The sequence below is a fragment of the Lysinibacillus sp. FSL K6-1151 genome (assembly GCF_038630755.1).
GTDB lineage: Bacteria > Bacillota > Bacilli > Bacillales_A > Planococcaceae > Lysinibacillus > Lysinibacillus fusiformis_D.
In genome coordinates this window covers 1,290,779-1,306,788 of record NZ_CP152040.1, presented here as the reverse complement: position 1 = coordinate 1,306,788, position 16,010 = coordinate 1,290,779, and the positions used below count along the sequence as shown (strand labels likewise).

The 16,010-nt window shown below is 37.9% G+C and carries 18 protein-coding genes and 1 riboswitch; of the genes, 6 read left to right on the top strand and 12 right to left on the bottom strand.

Annotated features, from left to right (window positions below):
- Nucleotides 1-58: 58 nt before the first annotated feature.
- From MHI04_RS06165 to MHI04_RS06155, 3 genes are all read left to right on the top strand, one after another.
- Nucleotides 59-1,258: a glycine betaine/L-proline ABC transporter ATP-binding protein gene (locus MHI04_RS06165; RefSeq protein WP_036127743.1), complete on the top strand. Its 1,200-nt coding sequence runs from the start codon at nt 59-61 to the stop codon at nt 1,256-1,258.
- Nucleotides 1,251-2,105, top strand: coding sequence for a proline/glycine betaine ABC transporter permease (locus MHI04_RS06160; protein WP_141903573.1), 855 nt, complete (start codon nt 1,251-1,253; stop codon nt 2,103-2,105). Before MHI04_RS06165 ends, MHI04_RS06160 begins: the two co-directional genes overlap by 8 nt.
- Before the next feature lie 86 nt (nt 2,106-2,191).
- A complete protein-coding gene (locus MHI04_RS06155) occupies nt 2,192-3,076 on the top strand; it encodes a glycine betaine ABC transporter substrate-binding protein (protein WP_036127748.1) in 885 nt (294 codons plus the stop codon).
- A 46-nt stretch (nt 3,077-3,122) separates the two neighbouring features.
- Here MHI04_RS06155 and MHI04_RS06150 read toward each other — a convergent pair whose 3' ends face one another.
- From MHI04_RS06150 to MHI04_RS06140, 3 genes are all read right to left on the bottom strand, one after another.
- The gene (locus tag MHI04_RS06150) at nt 3,123-3,437 is read right to left on the bottom strand and encodes a multidrug efflux SMR transporter (RefSeq protein ID WP_036127751.1); all 315 of its coding nucleotides are present in this window, start codon (nt 3,435-3,437) and stop codon (nt 3,123-3,125) included.
- Complete coding sequence (locus MHI04_RS06145) at nt 3,437-3,778, bottom strand: multidrug efflux SMR transporter (RefSeq protein WP_036127755.1); 342 nt, start codon at nt 3,776-3,778, stop codon at nt 3,437-3,439. Before MHI04_RS06145 ends, MHI04_RS06150 begins: the two co-directional genes overlap by 1 nt.
- A gap of 125 nt (nt 3,779-3,903) precedes the next feature.
- Nucleotides 3,904-4,000, bottom strand: a riboswitch (guanidine-I (ykkC/yxkD leader).
- 31 nt (nt 4,001-4,031) lie between these two features.
- A complete protein-coding gene (locus tag MHI04_RS06140) occupies nt 4,032-5,180 on the bottom strand; it encodes a substrate-binding domain-containing protein (RefSeq protein WP_058843285.1) in 1,149 nt (382 codons plus the stop codon).
- 250 nt (nt 5,181-5,430) lie between these two features.
- On the opposite strand from MHI04_RS06140, the gene MHI04_RS06135 reads away from it, so the two are divergent.
- Complete coding sequence (locus MHI04_RS06135; protein WP_058843284.1) at nt 5,431-5,904, top strand: YbaK/EbsC family protein; 474 nt, start codon at nt 5,431-5,433, stop codon at nt 5,902-5,904.
- Nucleotides 5,905-6,085: 181 nt separating this feature from the next.
- Here MHI04_RS06135 and MHI04_RS06130 read toward each other — a convergent pair whose 3' ends face one another.
- The 3 genes from MHI04_RS06130 to MHI04_RS06120 form a co-directional block, all read right to left on the bottom strand.
- Entirely contained in the window at nt 6,086-7,339 is a 1,254-nt protein-coding gene (locus MHI04_RS06130; protein ID WP_342535408.1) for a glutathionylspermidine synthase family protein, read from the bottom strand.
- 23 nt (nt 7,340-7,362) lie between these two features.
- A complete protein-coding gene (locus MHI04_RS06125; protein WP_058843282.1) occupies nt 7,363-7,992 on the bottom strand; it encodes a hypothetical protein in 630 nt (209 codons plus the stop codon).
- 134 nt (nt 7,993-8,126) lie between these two features.
- A complete protein-coding gene (locus MHI04_RS06120) occupies nt 8,127-9,176 on the bottom strand; it encodes a DUF418 domain-containing protein (RefSeq protein ID WP_089932082.1) in 1,050 nt (349 codons plus the stop codon).
- A gap of 180 nt (nt 9,177-9,356) precedes the next feature.
- Between MHI04_RS06120 and MHI04_RS06115 the strand changes: the two genes are divergently transcribed.
- On the top strand, nt 9,357-9,620 hold the full coding sequence (locus MHI04_RS06115) for a Parvovirus coat protein VP1-like protein (RefSeq protein ID WP_082673680.1): 264 nt from the start codon (nt 9,357-9,359) through the stop codon (nt 9,618-9,620).
- A 36-nt stretch (nt 9,621-9,656) separates the two neighbouring features.
- Here MHI04_RS06115 and MHI04_RS06110 read toward each other — a convergent pair whose 3' ends face one another.
- The 3 genes from MHI04_RS06110 to MHI04_RS06100 form a co-directional block, all read right to left on the bottom strand.
- A complete protein-coding gene (locus MHI04_RS06110; RefSeq protein ID WP_342535407.1) occupies nt 9,657-10,427 on the bottom strand; it encodes a GNAT family N-acetyltransferase in 771 nt (256 codons plus the stop codon).
- A 218-nt stretch (nt 10,428-10,645) separates the two neighbouring features.
- Nucleotides 10,646-11,149: a pyridoxamine 5'-phosphate oxidase family protein gene (locus tag MHI04_RS06105; protein WP_342535406.1), complete on the bottom strand. Its 504-nt coding sequence runs from the start codon at nt 11,147-11,149 to the stop codon at nt 10,646-10,648.
- 157 nt (nt 11,150-11,306) lie between these two features.
- A complete protein-coding gene (locus MHI04_RS06100; protein WP_036127825.1) occupies nt 11,307-12,170 on the bottom strand; it encodes an AraC family transcriptional regulator in 864 nt (287 codons plus the stop codon).
- Between the two features lie 202 nt (nt 12,171-12,372).
- On the opposite strand from MHI04_RS06100, the gene MHI04_RS06095 reads away from it, so the two are divergent.
- Nucleotides 12,373-12,759 carry an NUDIX hydrolase gene (locus MHI04_RS06095; protein ID WP_230593962.1) on the top strand — a complete coding sequence of 129 codons (387 nt, stop codon included), beginning with the start codon at nt 12,373-12,375 and terminating at the stop codon, nt 12,757-12,759.
- Between the two features lie 44 nt (nt 12,760-12,803).
- On the opposite strand, the gene MHI04_RS06090 is transcribed toward MHI04_RS06095, so the two are convergent.
- The 3 genes from MHI04_RS06090 to MHI04_RS06080 form a co-directional block, all read right to left on the bottom strand.
- On the bottom strand, nt 12,804-12,989 hold the full coding sequence (locus MHI04_RS06090; RefSeq protein ID WP_036127831.1) for a sporulation protein Cse60: 186 nt from the start codon (nt 12,987-12,989) through the stop codon (nt 12,804-12,806).
- Between the two features lie 81 nt (nt 12,990-13,070).
- Nucleotides 13,071-14,405 (bottom strand): type I glutamate--ammonia ligase, encoded by a 1,335-nt coding sequence (gene glnA / locus MHI04_RS06085; protein WP_036127833.1) that lies wholly within the window; start codon nt 14,403-14,405, stop codon nt 13,071-13,073.
- Between the two features lie 188 nt (nt 14,406-14,593).
- Nucleotides 14,594-15,940 carry a sodium-dependent transporter gene (locus MHI04_RS06080; protein WP_036127836.1) on the bottom strand — a complete coding sequence of 449 codons (1,347 nt, stop codon included), beginning with the start codon at nt 15,938-15,940 and terminating at the stop codon, nt 14,594-14,596.
- Nucleotides 15,941-16,010: the final 70 nt, after the last annotated feature.

The following is a 16,010-nucleotide window of genomic DNA, read 5'->3' as shown; positions in this document are numbered from 1 at the left end:
GTTTATTTTTGGGTATCATTATCCTCACATAGTAATAATCTACGAAAGGAGTGCTTCTATGGAAAAAATTAAAATAGAACACGTATCAAAAGTGTTTGGTAAACATATTCCCCAAGCACTAGAACTCGTTAAACAGCAAAAAAGTAAAACTGATATCTTAAAAGAAACAGGTGCGACTGTTGGTGTATACGATGCAAGCTTTACGGTCAACGAAGGAGAAATCTTCGTGATCATGGGACTGTCAGGAAGTGGTAAATCAACACTTATACGGCTCTTAAACCGCCTTATTGAACCAACGAGCGGAAATATATATATCGATGGAGAAAATATTTCTACTATGGGAAAAGAAAGTCTACGGACTGTCAGAAGAAATAAAATGAGTATGGTTTTTCAAAACTTCGGTTTATTCCCCCATCGCACATTACTTCAAAATACCGAATATGGCCTTGAAGTTCGAGGTATTTCAAAGCAAGAACGCCAAGCAAAAGCGGAACAGGCTCTCGAAAATGCTGGATTACTCGCATACAAAGATCAATACCCAAGTCAATTATCAGGTGGTATGCAGCAGCGTGTTGGGTTAGCACGTGCCCTTGCCAACGATCCTGAAATACTATTAATGGATGAAGCTTTTTCTGCACTGGATCCATTGATCCGTAAAGAAATGCAAGATGAGCTACTTGATCTACAACAAAAATTGAAGAAAACTATTTTATTCATTACACATGATTTAAATGAAGCATTACGTATTGGGGATCGCATCGCCATTATGAAGGATGGTTCAATCATTCAGATTGGTACAGGAGAAGAAATATTAACCAATCCAGCCAATGACTATGTCAAAACATTCGTGGAAGATGTGGACCGTTCGAAAGTATTAACAGCAGAAAACGTTATGGTGCGTCCTGTTTATGTCAATGTAGACCTTGACGGTCCTAAAGTAGCGCTTAAACGTATGCGTCAAGAGGCTGTCAGTTTATTAATGGCTGTTGATAAAAATAGACATTTAAAAGGCTTTATTACAGCTGATGATGCACTGGCTGCAGCTAAAAAACATGAACAAACAGTCCATTCTATTGTGCAATCAGAGGTGTTAACTGTTCCGCCAGATATGCTTTTACAGGATATTTTAGGAATGATCTATAATTCACCTACTCCTATTGCAGTTGTCAAAGATGACCGCTTACTGGGTGTTCTGATTAGAGGCGTTGTCATCCAAGCACTGTCAACGAGCGATGAGGAGGCCGAAGCACATGAATAATTTTTTAGATAATATTCCAACAATTCCACTAGCTACGTGGGTTGAATCAGCTATGGACTGGTTGACGAGTAATTTTTCAGCGTTCTTTAACACGATTCAACAATTTGGAAAACTACTCATGAATCAGGTCACTGATTTACTAATTAGTATCCCAGCCATTATTCTTATATTACTTGTCGTGATATTTGCCTTCTTTGTAGCTGGTAAAAAATTCGGGCTTGCCGCATTTTCATTAATAGGCTTGCTGTTTATCTATAACCAAGGATTATGGACTCACCTTATGGAGACAACCACGCTTGTAATCTTTTCAAGTATTATATCCATCATCATCGGTATTCCACTTGGTATTCTAATGTCCAAATCAACAATAGCTGAAAACATTATTAAACCAATACTCGATTTCATGCAAACAATGCCTGGCTTTGTGTACCTAATCCCAGCAGTTGCCTTCTTCGGTATCGGGATTGTGCCTGGTGTCTTTGCTTCTGTTATTTTTGCTTTACCCCCAACTGTACGTATGACAAACCTAGGTATTCGTCAGGTACCAAAGGAATTAGTAGAAGCCGCAGACTCTTATGGTAGTAAGGCTAGTCAAAAACTATTTAAAGTAGAAATTCCTCTTGCGAAATCAACGATTATGGCAGGAATTAACCAAACCGTTATGCTATCACTTTCTATGGTAGTTATCGCCTCTATGATTGGAGCTCCAGGTCTAGGACGTGAAGTATTAACAGCCTTACAGCGTACACAAGTTGGGAATGGCTTCGTTGCAGGCTTAGGCTTAGTTATTTTTGCGATTATCATTGACCGTTTAACACAAAGCTTCAATAAAAAGAAAGCTGTATAGAATATAGTTAATCTTTCTCGCCTGCAGCCATCAAGCGATGGGTGTCGGCAGTTTGATACAAAACGATGAATAGAAAGGGAGATTCGATGAAACTGAAAACACTATCTAAGTTAGGAATGGCTCTAGGTCTAGGCCTCATGCTTGCTGCATGTAGTGGAGGCGACACAGGGTCAAGCTCTGGTAAAAACAGTGATTCTAAGGAGGTCAACTTAGCCTATGTTGAATGGGATACAGAAATCGCCTCAACGAATGTCGTGGGTCAAGTACTCGAAGATTTAGGCTATGATGTAGCATTAACTCCTTTGGATAATGCGATTATGTGGGAGGCTGTTTCGAAAGGAGAGGCTGATGGAATGGTAGCGGCATGGTTACCACATACACACGCCTCACAATATGAGAAATATAAAGCTAATTTAGATGAGCTTGGCGAAAACCTTGCTGGTGCAAAAATTGGCTTAGTTGTCCCAAGTTATATGAATGTAAATTCTATTGAAGATTTAACAAATGAAGCTGATCATACTATTACAGGTATCGAGCCTGGAGCTGGTATTACTGCTGCTACAGAAAAAGCTTTAGGAGAATATGATAATTTAGCAGATTGGAACTTTATTACATCTTCTTCTGGTGCCATGACAACTTCATTGGCAAAAGCGTTAAAAAATAAAGAAGAAATCATTGTAACTGGTTGGTCACCACACTGGAAATTTGCGAAATATGATCTTAAATACTTAGAAGATCCAAAAGGTGTATATGGTGGCGAAGAAACAATTAATACATTCGCTCGTAAAGGCTTAAAAGAAGATTTACCAGATGTATACTCGGTGCTTGATAACTTCCACTGGACTGCAGAGGATTTAGAAAGTGTCATGCTTGAAGTAATGGATGGCAAAGATCCAAAAGAGGCTGCAAAAGAATGGGTGGAAGCTAATCCAGATAAAGTAGCAGAATGGACAAAAGACGTAAAAAAATAATATAAAAAATGCACTTCCACTTTTACAAGGGGAAGTGCATTTTTTCTTACGACAATAGCTTCAACATAATGGCTGCTCCTAAAACAAGTACAATGCAAACCATTCGTCTCCAGTCCTTTGATTCATTAAAAAATAACATACCCAGTAGTGCTCCCCCAGCTGCTCCAATTCCTGTCCAAATAGCATAGGCAGTACCCATTGGTAATGTTTCCATCGCATAAGCAAGACCCGCAAAACTTAAGGTAAATGCAAAAATCAGCAGCCCTAAATTTTTTATAGTCTTTGTTTTATTATATTTACTAATCATATATACGCCCATCATCTCACATAACCCTGCCATAACTAATGCCATCCATGCCATTATTCATTCACCTCTTGTTCCTTCGGCTCTCCCGTTACAAGCTTTAAGCCCACAACTCCTGCAAGTAAAACAACAATACATATTATTTTGGCTAATTTCCACGGCTCCCCAAACAACAAGCTATCCGCACAAACAGTCCCCGCTGTCCCTAATCCAACAAAGACAGCGTATACCGTACCAACAGGTAAATGCTCCCCCGCTTTTATGAGTAAATAAAAACTAATAAATATAGCAATAACTGTCCCAATCCATTCCAGCACACTCGTTGCATGCTTTAAACCAATGACCCAGCCTACTTCAAAGCAAGCCGCTATAATGACACTGATCCATTGTTTATTCATCCTAAATCCCTCCATTTTATGAGACACGGTCGATTAACTGATTGATAAAGCACCTTCCTCAGCTTTCGCCAAATAACATGATTTTAGCCAAACAAAAAAGCCTGAAGAAACTGTCATTAAACAGTATCTCCCAGGCTTTTATCCTTCCGTGTCACAAAATTAATTTGTGGTTTTCTCTCGGACCAGACTAGCAAAAGCTACGGAACCCTAGAAAACTTTTCATTCGATTGTTGCTCTTAGTATAGCAAACCTTTTAATAATTTTCCACTGGTACATAGCCGACCCTTTCAACTATCGCTTGCCCTTCCTCGGAAAGTATCCATTCAATAAGGTTCTGCGTATTTTGATTTTCTGTTCCGGCTGTGATGGCATAAAATTCAGCAACTAAAGGATATGTATCATTTTGAATCGTTTCTTTTGTTGGGGCTACCCCGTCAATGGATAGTAATTTGATTTTTTGATTACCTACCATCTCTGTAGAATAATATCTAAACGTAAAGCCCATTGCGTTTTTATAATTTCGATATTGCGACACTTCACGAATGATTCCTCCCATTCCCGACACAATATCTTCAGAAGGCGCCGCCATAATTGGCGTATTGCCCATCAATTTTTCTAATGTTGTTTGACTTCCACTATCTGCTGGGCGTTGGAAAGCACGGATTGGCTCATTCTCCCCACCGACCTCATGCCAATTGGTTATTTCACCAGCGTATATTTTCTTCACCTGCTCAAGCGTTACATTATCCACACTGTTTTTATGATGCACGAAGAAGACAAATGCTTCACGTCCTATTGGTGTCATGTCAAATGTAAGACCTTCCTTTTCTGCTTGCCACTCTTGTGAGGTGGACGGTGCTGCTGCAAAGATAAGATCCACATCTCCTGCTATTAAATTTTGATAGGCTTCAGGTGTTCGGCTTACTTGAACTCTACTAGTATCTGGCTGATAGTCACCTTTGGGATAGGTAGCCTCTACAAAAGCCGCATACAAAGGATACATGGCTGTTGCACTATCTAATCTTGGTAATGACTCGGTCAATTGTAAGGATGCTTTTGTGTCAGGCTTTATCACTTTATTGCCCAGCATAAATGGCTGATAGGCAGATACATCAATTTCCGCATCAACAGTAGGAATACTCATTTTATAATAATGTTGGATTGGTTTGATGGAAGCTATTAATAAGGCAATTCCCATTACTCCAAATAACCATCCTCTTCGTCTTTTGGTGTTGGTCCATTTAAATACACTACAAATAAACAGGACAAATAAACAAACAGGTACTGTCCAAACTAACTGTATCAAATGAATGCTGCCATTCAGTGTGATAATCAATGCAACCATTAATGTCACTACTGATAAACCAATCAACACAGATACGATTTGTATAAACTTGAACATTGGAACCCCCTTTTAGTGTAATTTTACACTCCCTATAGTTAGCATACTTGAAAGATAGAGCATTCACAACTATATATTCTGAAAATTATGCTAAAATTAAATTTATCTTGATTTAACGACTTCTTTTGTTTTTACAAAAAAACAGAAAAGTCCCTCTTTAAAGGGAGAGGAGCTTTTGAAGAACAAGCTCGAATGAATCAGGACACCATTATGACGAGGCGTCATTGATAAAAGTAGGAGGAGTGTACATATGGCGATTGAAAAAGTACGTAGTCATTTAGCAAAATGGCATGTTGAGCACAAAATACAAGAGCTGGAAGAAAGCTCAGCGACTGTTGAATTAGCAGCGCAGGCCCTTGGCTGTGAGCCCGAACGCATCGCAAAATCATTATCTTTTCTTGTGAATGATGGCGCGGTATTAATTGTTGCTGCAGGGGATGCTAAAATCGATAATGCAAAATATAAAGCAATGTTTGGTACAAAGGCAAAGATGCTATCCAAGGACGATGTGGAGACGATGATTGGTCATGATGTCGGAGGTGTTTGCCCTTTTGGTGTGAACGAAGGTGTAGCCATTTATTTAGATGAATCTCTGAAACGTTTTACCACTGTTTTTCCTGCATGTGGTAGCAGCAATTCTGCCATTGAGGTAACGATTTCAGAACTCGAAACGTATGCCCCCTATAAAGAATGGATTGATGTCTGTAAAGGCTGGAATGAATAAGGACTAAACGATGAGGCTAGGACATAACTCATTTTATTGAGAAAAAGCAAAAAATGAATGTTATTTTTGTAATTTATTAAAGTATATGTGTTCTAATAACGCAAAAAAATGTTAGACCAAACTTGTAAATGGTCTAACATTTTTTCTTTTGTCCCAGCCTCCTTCTACAAAACTAGATTTGTTAGTCCCTATAACCCACAGCTAGCCAATGTGAATCCCATTCTGTTATTTGATTACCGACACGACAGCTTAAACCACATGCTCGATTGTCAGCAACAAATGAACCTATTAGCCATTTTTTAGTCTGATATCCTTCTTTTAATTGAATTGTCATGCTAGGCATCTCCACATACTGTTGGAAAATAAATAAATTATCATCATAATGTGTGGATGTGGAGGCATTTATTTTCTGCCCACTTGCTGCGTAAATTTCTACTGTATTTCCTTCCCGAGAATAAACAGGCTTCTTCACATAAGGAAGATTATTACGAATAAACGGCTCAGCTGAAAGATAGGTTGGTAGCATATATTGCTGAATAGCTACCCGTTCCTCAGCGGTAAAGAGTAAAGGATCGTTTCTCCGCTCCCATATTAACCACAATAAGATTTTCGATTGTAATACATAAGCAGCAGGCGGATTAATGATAGCTAACTGTCGTTTTTTGACAAGTTCTAACAAATGCAGCCCAATGCGATCACCATCTGATGCTACATCATCCATTAAAAACTCTACAGGATGTGCAGGTCGAAATAATATATCGATTTTCTCCATTGCAGGTGTATAAAGACCTTGTACTATATGTGGTGTATCACTAGTAAATATGATGAGATCCTGGATAGGTACATACTCAATATCAAAAGGAATACAGCGCTTAATAAACTGTACCTGGCAATACTCCTCATAATCCTCTTTGGCTGCTTTACCCGTGATGACAACCTTTGGCTTTTTAACATTATGTAAATATTGCATGGCAGCAAAAAGCGCACCTGACAATGTTTTTTGTAAAGCTATTATATCATTTGGATTGTTATAGCCAAGATGCTGACAAAGTGCCTCATTTATCTCGAAGGTTTCTTGTACAAGGAACGGTGTTTCTCCATTCAACTCTAGACATTTAATGTGGCCCTCCTCTGTACAAACAAAGTCAAATCGCGCCAAAACAGATTGCTGTTGTAAATAGTCTAATTGAATATACGGTATCATTTCAGGGCGAATCCCTAACGCTAAAAGTTGATCAATCGACAAATGCTTAAATTGTTTCCCTACTTTTAAAAAGATGCGCCAAAGTATTTGTGTTGCGTAGTGAAGTTGATCGATCTGCTGCTTTGGCAATTCTAAGACATCATATAGCGCATACTCTAAATCCTCAAAGTCAGGAAAAAAGTCTGGGAATTTTGAATAGAACGCTTGCCGTTGTTGTGTATGATTCATCATGTTATTCGCTCCCTTTCCACACTTTATGAGGAGGACGAGCCGCCACGGGATGCTCCACCTGAACCAAAACCAGATTTTCCTGTGCTGGAGGAGGAGCTATTAGTGTAGGAGTTCGTGCTTTTTGATGAACTGTCTGTTGAATAAGAGCGTTGTCCACTCGAATAAGTATTTGAACCATTTGAAGTTGTATCAGCCTTATTTTGTGAACTGTTCGTAATACCATTTGTAGATTTATTATTTGCATTACCACTTTGTGTCGATCGCGGTACTGCAGAACCGCCACCATTTTGCTCATTTCGATCTGTGCCATTTTTTAAATTACGACTTTTATAAATAGCACTTCCAATCATTGCTCCAGCAGTTGCATACATAAGCCCATTAAAGAAATGCTGTGCATAGTAAGGAGAATTTTCATCAAGGCATTCATAGGAGCCATCGTCCCCTTCTTGCCATTCATCACAGGCATCTGCCATTTCACTATTATAAACACTTGCTATCTCTTCATTTGTGTTTCCTTGACCTTGATCTTCCGTTACTAGGGTAGACGTAGAAGAAGCTACTGTCTGTGTTTCGCTATTGCCACATGCTGCTAATTGGACAGCCATAAAAGATGCCGTTGTCACAGCCATATATTTTTTCATTTGCTTTGCCATATTATAAACGCTCCTTTATTTCTGTTCTCTAGTTTACGATTGTCTATCATGATAGGTTTCACTTTTACAAAAACATACAATTAATTTTAACAAAAAAATCCCAAACCGTATGCATGTTTGGGATTTCCAGAGTTTTATGATTGCTTTGTCACAGTTTTTTTGCCGTAAGTCATAAATCGCCATAGCTTTTCGAATGGTCCAATTGAAAAGAATTTAAACCAAATCACACTAAAAATAATTTGAATGATAAAAGTAATGCTCGCGATGATTACTATTTCTGATGGTGAAACGACTTGTAAGCCCATTAACGAAATGATAGCCGTCCCAATAAAGCTTTGTGCCAAATAGTTTGTAAACGCCATTTGTCCTACACGTCCAATTGGTTGAAGCAGCTTCGCTATTTGTTTATTTTCTAATAGTAAAAATAAACAGCTTAAATAAAAATAGGTTGTTGGCACAACTCCTAAGCCAATAATTGATTGGATTTGTTGGTCATCTGCTTGTGATGCGAACCAAATCCATAGAGAAAATCCAATAAAGAATGGACATGTACTATAAAGCACTCTTTTTATTTTTTGAGCATGCTCACTAATATGGCCAACCCAACCAGCTTTTGCAACTAAAAAACCACTTAAAAACATGATAAAAATCGCTACGGCATCATTGCCTAATAAGCCATAAATAGCTGATAAAACAGCATTATTTGGCATATACATTTGACCTAGGATAACAAGAATATGAAGTGAAATGATGGTAAATAACCATTTACTAATAGTTGAAATCTTGACAGAGTAAAATGGTAGCAATAAAAATCCAATCACCGCATAAATGGCTAAGATGGAACCCCAAAATAGAAAAATATGAATAATGCCAATCAATAATAGGGCCAATAAACGTCTAGCAAAACGCTTTCTTGGTTTATCCCCACGAGCTTCTGCACGTGAAGCAAAAATATAAAAGCCAACGCCAAACAGAAATGAAAAGATAGAGAAGAATTTCTTTTCAATGAAAATATCAATAAGTGAATCAATGATGCCATTGATACCACTCATATCAGGCATAGGTCCTCCCTCCATGAGGACCACATAGGCACCTACATTAATAAATAAAATACCGAATAACGCTAATCCTCGAATAATGTCTAAGGAAACGATACGTTCCTTTTGTGTAACAGATGGATTCATGTTGAATTAACTCCTTATCTTTTATGCTATAGCTAGCATAACTCCCCATCCTTACAGCTATTTTTTTTAAAGCTTACAGGAACCTTACAAATCAAAAATAGTCTTATAGTTTTTCATCCGCTTCTTCAAAAAAATGTTTCATATTTTATAGTAAAAACATCGTAAAGAGAGGTTTAACAGATGAATAGAAATCGCAAGCTCGGTTTTTGTTATCCTGGTTATCGATACTGTGGACCTGGTTGCTCAGGACCAGGTGAGCCTACGAATGCTGTGGATAGTTGCTGTAAATTGCATGATGAATGCTATGCACGCCATGGTAGCACAAAGTTCTGTGATGAATTGTTTCAACAATGCCTCCGCCCCCATATGAATGCAAATCATAAAATGGCTAGAGATGCCCGTTTGTTTTATCGCGTTTTCGAATTACGTCATCGATTTTTTTAACAATGACGCTCACGATGTTTTTGCAAACAGCGTGGGCTACTTCTTTGTATAAATAGCATATTTTTGCGGAGTCGTAAAACCAAGCTTTGTGCCTAGATAAATAGATGCGGTATTTGACACATCACAATCCCAGCAAGGCTTTAGCTGGTTGGCAAGACAATGATCGATAAAAATGTGGGCAATCCTGCCGGCCAATCCTTGCCCCCTAAAATTCGAATCTGTCATAATATCAATTTCTGCAAAATCATTTGATTTAAAAATAGAGACAGCTTCACTAACGATTTGCTCTTGCTGCACTAAGCAATAGCCAAAACCATTTTCAAGGAAATTAGCTGTTGAATCCCAATATTCATCGTAGTAAGCATAGGTAAACGCCTGTGCATTTTTTATATGATGATGAGTAATAGGCATAACCTCAAAATTGGGTACTTCCCGCTCCTCTCTAGAATCATACAAACCTTCATCGAAAGTAAAGGTATAGCGCTCTAATTTTCGAAGTTGATCATGTAGCAGTTGTTCAATTTTAATATTCCACTGTTCTGAATAAGAAAATAAGGTAAAACGTTTCTTTTGCTCTATAGACTGTTGAAAACAACAGACAAGCTGATCGTCAAGTACCGTATGAATTGAATCGCCAGCTACAAAATAGATTCCTGATTTTGTTTGAAATAATAATGTTTGTAAATTCTCTGTGTCTGTATAGACCGTACCTTCTATTAATTGATCTAGTATACTATACACAAATGTCGGGGCTCTTTTAATGGTTTGTTTAATAATCGGGTAATGAGCCTCTATAACTTTCATCATGCTACCTCCTCCTGTTATTTCTATTCTCTTATAATAATAGATAAATTTAGTTAAAGGGACTGAATGATGCGCAGATAGCCATATTTTGCATCCAACATCACGAAAATCTTGGAGGCTGGAAAAAATTAAATTTTACTTTGCTGGCTAACTATATGCTTTAGCGAAATCAAATTTAAAAGCTAAGAATGATAGAATTCGACCATTCTTAGCTTCTTCATTTAGTGATACATGCCGTGATTAATTTTCCCTGTTAACTTCTCTATTTGTACTTCAAACAACTCAATTTTAGGCAGAATCGGATAGCCTTCCTTTTCAAATGTCCATGCAGGATTGCCATACTTCTCAAGCAGTGCATCAAAGAACCATTCTTTCTTCGACTCCTCCTCAATGCGTACGACCTGTCCAAACAACACCACGCTTTGATACACAAGTGCAGATTGACAGGCATATTTTTTCCCTGGATGTAAATCGCCCATCTCACTCACTTCGATACAGATTTTAGAATTTTGTTTAATATTTGACCAAAAATGGCTTTCTCGAATATTACCAATATGCAAATATAGTTTATCTTCTCCCTCATATACATAAACAAACGGAATAACGTATGGAAAACCTTCCTCATCAACCGTTGCAACATGTGCTACTTGCCCTACTTTTAAGAAATGCTGTGCTTCCTCTTGTGAAATTTCTACACGCTTGTTTTGAATCGTACCTCTCATCATACTTTAACCCCCTCATGAAAATATATCACGATTAACTCAATCGTTTATTTTAAACATACATATATTTTACATCTTTAACACACCTAAAAAAAGGATAAATTTTCTTTTGAATAATAAAAGCCAAGAATGCTTAATCCATGCATTCTTGGCTTTCTTGTTATTTAATTGGAATCCAAATTTCAGAATAGGAGTCAGGACTATAGGCATCCTCTTCAGGATAAACCTCAAGTTCCGCTGTTCCTGCTGGTTCGTATGGATTGGACGGGAACCACTCTGAATAAATTTGCTTCCACGTATTTTGCATCGCATCTGGCATAGGGCCATGTACTTCAAAGACAACCCATTTGGAGGCAGGTACTTCCATTGTTAATAGATCTTCTCCTACTTCCCCTACATGATCTGTAGCAATCCAGTAATCAATGAAACCCTTTTGTCCTTGGTTTGTATTTGGTACACAAACACCTAGTACTCCATTGATATTGCCATTATTTAATTGGTATAGTTGATGGTCGAAGCCACTTTGATTTACCTCTTGCCAAAATAGAGGAATTTCTCGTGTGTTCTCCCCGTCTTGACAGTTGTACGTTCTTTTCACTCCAACAATTTGAAACTTTTCTTTTTCTACGATTTTATACTTCATTGGTTCTGCTCCCTTCAAGCTTACCTGGATGACCAGGCAATTGTATGATTGTAATGGCCCTTGTTTCTTTCTTGCTTCACTAGGCGTTATATGGTGCTGCTTACGAAACGCTTTTGTAAAAGCTTCAGGAGTTTCATAGCCATATTTGTAGGCGAGATCGATTATTTTTTGTTCCGTGCCTATTAATTCTTGTGCAGCTAATGTCAATCTTCTTCGTCGCAGATAATCAGCAATGGACATATCCGTCAAAATTGCAAACGTGCGTTGAAAATGAAAGACAGATGAATTAACCTCCTGTGCAATCTGTTCAATCGTAATGTCCTCTAATAAATGATCCTCCATAAAATTAATGGCCTTTTGAATCGACTCAATCCAACTCATTGCTTTCACTCCTTGATTCCATCATAAAATAGATATTGCTGTATAACCTGTCTTTTTATGCTAACTTTGGACAGGTTAAAAGGGAAGTATTTTCCCGACGATTCTCCCTACTTATTTTCACCCTCCACCCTACACATATTTACAACTACGTTCTTTAATAGGTAAATTAAGTATAAATAGAAATGAAATGGAGGTTTTTCTCTTGGGAAAATGGCAAGGTGCTGCTGCTATTTGTTTGAACGATAACAATCAATTATTAATGGTTTTACAAGGAACGGTGGAAGAAGAAAAAACGTGGGCTGTTCCATCAGGTGGTAAAGAAGCAGCGGAAGATTTTAAGGCTTGCTGTATTCGAGAGGTTTATGAAGAAACGGGCTATATAGTGGCTATTCTAAAAGAAATTTATTGTAAGCAGAATGAAGCTGTGGAAGTTCATTACTTTGAAACAGTTATGATTGACGGACAAATGATGATTCATGATCCTGACGAATTAATTTATGACATTGCTTGGCAATCAAAAAATGAAGTGGCCCAATTGTCATTAACTTTTCCAGAAGATCGTGCCTTTCTTTTATCTTTATTTCAATAAAAAAGTCACGTCTTAATGACATGACTCATCTCAAGTACATATTGCTAATCGTTTTGTTGATAAATAATTAAAGCAGAATGGATGACTGTCTGTTCGCCAATATAGAGCGTATTGTATTTGATATCAAGTATTAAAAAGCTTCTTAAATCTACTAAAGCCCGGTTAATGTCATGTTCAAATTGCACAATATCATTGTTTTGAATGGTCACAACCTGGGTCGTTTGTGTCATTGCCCACACTCCTTTTCTCTAATAATAGATGAAAAGAAAGGAAATGTAAAAGTGTTGGAGCCAAAACAGCTCCAACGCTTTTTAGTACATCGTTAAATACTCCTCACGTTCCCAGTTGTGGACGCGTGTGCGATATTTATTCCACTCAATTTCTTTGGCGACTGTAAATTTATCATAAATATGATCGCCTAGTGCATTACGAACAATGGTATCCATCTCTAATTCAATCAACGCATATTCTAATGAGGAAGGTAAGCTATCAATTCCGTTCAACTCTCGCTCTCCTGCTGTCATTTTATAAATATTACGATCTACTGCTGCAGGTGGCGTTAAATCTTTCCGTATGCCATCAAGTCCAGATGCTAAAATAACAGCCATTGCTAAGTATGGATTTGCGGCTGGATCAACTGAACGCAATTCAATTCGAGTAGATAGTCCACGAGCTGCTGGAATACGAATTAGTGGTGAACGGTTTTGAGCAGACCACGCTACATAACAAGGAGCCTCATAGCCAGGCACTAGTCGTTTATAGGAATTAACAAGTGGATTCGTAATAGCGGTAAAGCCGTGTACATGCTTTATAATCCCTGCCATAAAACTACGTGCCGTTGCACTTAATTGTAAGTCTGCATGTTCATCATAGAAGGCATTTTTATCACCCTCGAATAATGATAGATTAAAATGCATTCCTGAGCCGTTTACACCGAATAATGGCTTTGGCATAAATGTTGCATGGAGACCATGCTGTGCAGCAATGGTTTTTACGACTAACTTAAACGTTTGTATGTTATCACATGCCTCAATGGCACTAGCATACTTAAAATCAATTTCATGCTGACCAGGTGCGACTTCATGATGGGAGGCTTCAATTTCAAAGCCCATTCCCTCTAACTCTAAAACGATATCACGACGACAATTCTCTCCCAAATCTGTCGGTGCTAAATCGAAGTAGCCTCCACTATCATTTAACTCTAGTGTTGGATGCCCCTTATCATCCAGTTTGAATAAGAAGAACTCTGGCTCTGGCCCTAAATTAAAGGAAGTAAAGCCTAACTCCTCCATTTCCTTTAAAACGCGTTTCAAATTGGAGCGCGGATCTCCTTCAAACGGCGTTCCATCTGGTCTGGCAATATCACAAATAAAACGAGCCACCTTGCCTTTCTCAGCAGTCCAAGGAAAAATCACGAATGTATCAAAGTCAGGCTTTAAATACATATCAGATTCCTCTATACGCACAAAACCTTCAATGGATGAACCATCAAACATGACTTTATTATCTAATGCTTTTTCTAACTGACTGACAGGGACTTCCACATTTTTGATTGTTCCTAATATATCCGTAAATTGTAGGCGAATAAATTTCACATTTTCTTCTTTTACTCGGCGTATAATATCTTCTTTTGTGTAATGTTTCACTCTTCACCACTCCAATGTAAATTTAGTTAACATACGTTTTTATAACTGTTCTTAAAATACATGAAAATTGAAATTCACGCAATAGATATGTGAGGTTTTATAACATAGTTTTTTTAGAATATATTTATCTTGATTTTCGATGCATAAAAAAGTGTATCCATTTCCACAATGGATACACTTTTTTTATTTTAATATTGTAATAGCATATTAATGAACACAACTAGAATAACGATCGGTACAACGACTAACATTAACATACGATATGTTGCATAATAGCCCTGCCCTAAGTGACTACCCATTAACAGTTCTTTCCTTACAAATTCCTTATCCACTATGTGGGCAATAAAAATAGCAATGAATAAATTTCCTAATGGCAGCATTATATTCGACACTAAAAAATCAGTGGCATCAAAAATACTTTTCTCAAAAATGGTTACATCTGATAAAACACTAGAAGAAAGTGCCGCTGGAATAGCCGCAATCAATACGACTACACCAAGTAAAAGCGTCCACATCGGACGAGATTTCTGACTATGTTCCATAAATGCCGCTACGATAATCTCATATAAACTAAATGATGACGTTAATGTAGCAAATAAAAATAGCAATAAAAACATCGCTAAAAATAATTCTCCAAACGGCATTTGACTAAAAGCTGTCGGCAGCACCATGAACAACAAGCCCGGTCCCGCGGCTGGCTCTAAATCAAAGGCAAACACAACAGGGAAGATTGCTAAACCCGCTAAAAATGATACAAGCACGGTTAAGAGCACAACAGAACCTGCTGAATTTGGAAGGCTGACATCTTTTTTTAGATAGGAACTATATGTAACAAGACAAGAAAATCCTACAGCTAATCCAAAGAATGATTGTCCTAACGCTTCTAATAATGCCCTACCAGTAATATTTGAGAAATCAGGCCATAAGAAGAATTTCACTCCCTCCATTGCGCCATCTAATGTGACAGCACGCACAACCAGAACAATGAACATCACAAAGAGTAACGGCATCATCCATTTATTCGCCTTTTCAATACCATTTTGTACACCTAATGAAATAACGAGTACGTTAGCTAATGTAAACAAAGCTAAACCTACTAGCGTAATCCAAGGTGTACCTATAATTTTTCCAAATAGTGCAGCTGGATCAATCGCAGGATCTATCACAGCACCAGCGACGCCTAGCCCGCTGTAAATAAAAATCCAACCTCCAACAACACTATAAAATGTTAATAATAAAAAACAACCTAGCACACCCATTCGGCCAATCCAAGCCCATCCTGGTTTTGTCGGAGCAACCTTTTTATACGCGGTTACCGCCTCCGATTGTGTACCACGCCCTAAAACATACTCGGACAATAGCATTGGCAACCCTATTAATAACGTAAATAACACAAAGATTAGGAAGAATGCACCTCCACCACTTTGCCCCGTTACATACGGTAGCTTCCAAATTGCTCCTAGTCCAATCGCAGCACCCGCTGATGCTAAAATAAATCCTAATTTACTAGACCACTGTCCCTTTTTTTCACTCATCTCTTCAAACTCCTCAAACTTTCTAAACTCCCCTCTATTCTACATGAAAATGTGTTCTTCGACTAGATTA

Excerpts from the sequence above, each read along its gene's own strand:
- MHI04_RS06165 (WP_036127743.1), top strand. The coding sequence starts at position 59 with ATGGAAAAAATTAAAATAGAACACGTATCAAAAGTGTTTGGTAAACAT.
- MHI04_RS06160 (WP_141903573.1), top strand. The coding sequence starts at position 1,251 with ATGAATAATTTTTTAGATAATATTCCAACAATTCCACTAGCTACGTGG.
- MHI04_RS06155 (WP_036127748.1), top strand. The coding sequence starts at position 2,192 with ATGAAACTGAAAACACTATCTAAGTTAGGAATGGCTCTAGGTCTAGGC.
- MHI04_RS06150 (WP_036127751.1), bottom strand. The coding sequence starts at position 3,437 with ATGGCATGGATGGCATTAGTTATGGCAGGGTTATGTGAGATGATGGGC.
- MHI04_RS06145 (WP_036127755.1), bottom strand. The coding sequence starts at position 3,778 with ATGAATAAACAATGGATCAGTGTCATTATAGCGGCTTGCTTTGAAGTA.
- MHI04_RS06140 (WP_058843285.1), bottom strand. The coding sequence starts at position 5,180 with ATGTTCAAGTTTATACAAATCGTATCTGTGTTGATTGGTTTATCAGTA.
- MHI04_RS06135 (WP_058843284.1), top strand. The coding sequence starts at position 5,431 with ATGGCGATTGAAAAAGTACGTAGTCATTTAGCAAAATGGCATGTTGAG.
- MHI04_RS06130 (WP_342535408.1), bottom strand. The coding sequence starts at position 7,339 with ATGATGAATCATACACAACAACGGCAAGCGTTCTATTCAAAATTCCCA.
- MHI04_RS06125 (WP_058843282.1), bottom strand. The coding sequence starts at position 7,992 with ATGGCAAAGCAAATGAAAAAATATATGGCTGTGACAACGGCATCTTTT.
- MHI04_RS06120 (WP_089932082.1), bottom strand. The coding sequence starts at position 9,176 with ATGAATCCATCTGTTACACAAAAGGAACGTATCGTTTCCTTAGACATT.
- MHI04_RS06115 (WP_082673680.1), top strand. The coding sequence starts at position 9,357 with ATGAATAGAAATCGCAAGCTCGGTTTTTGTTATCCTGGTTATCGATAC.
- MHI04_RS06110 (WP_342535407.1), bottom strand. The coding sequence starts at position 10,427 with ATGATGAAAGTTATAGAGGCTCATTACCCGATTATTAAACAAACCATT.
- MHI04_RS06105 (WP_342535406.1), bottom strand. The coding sequence starts at position 11,149 with ATGATGAGAGGTACGATTCAAAACAAGCGTGTAGAAATTTCACAAGAG.
- MHI04_RS06100 (WP_036127825.1), bottom strand. The coding sequence starts at position 12,170 with ATGAGTTGGATTGAGTCGATTCAAAAGGCCATTAATTTTATGGAGGAT.
- MHI04_RS06090 (WP_036127831.1), bottom strand. The coding sequence starts at position 12,989 with ATGACACAAACGACCCAGGTTGTGACCATTCAAAACAATGATATTGTG.
- MHI04_RS06080 (WP_036127836.1), bottom strand. The coding sequence starts at position 15,940 with ATGAGTGAAAAAAAGGGACAGTGGTCTAGTAAATTAGGATTTATTTTA.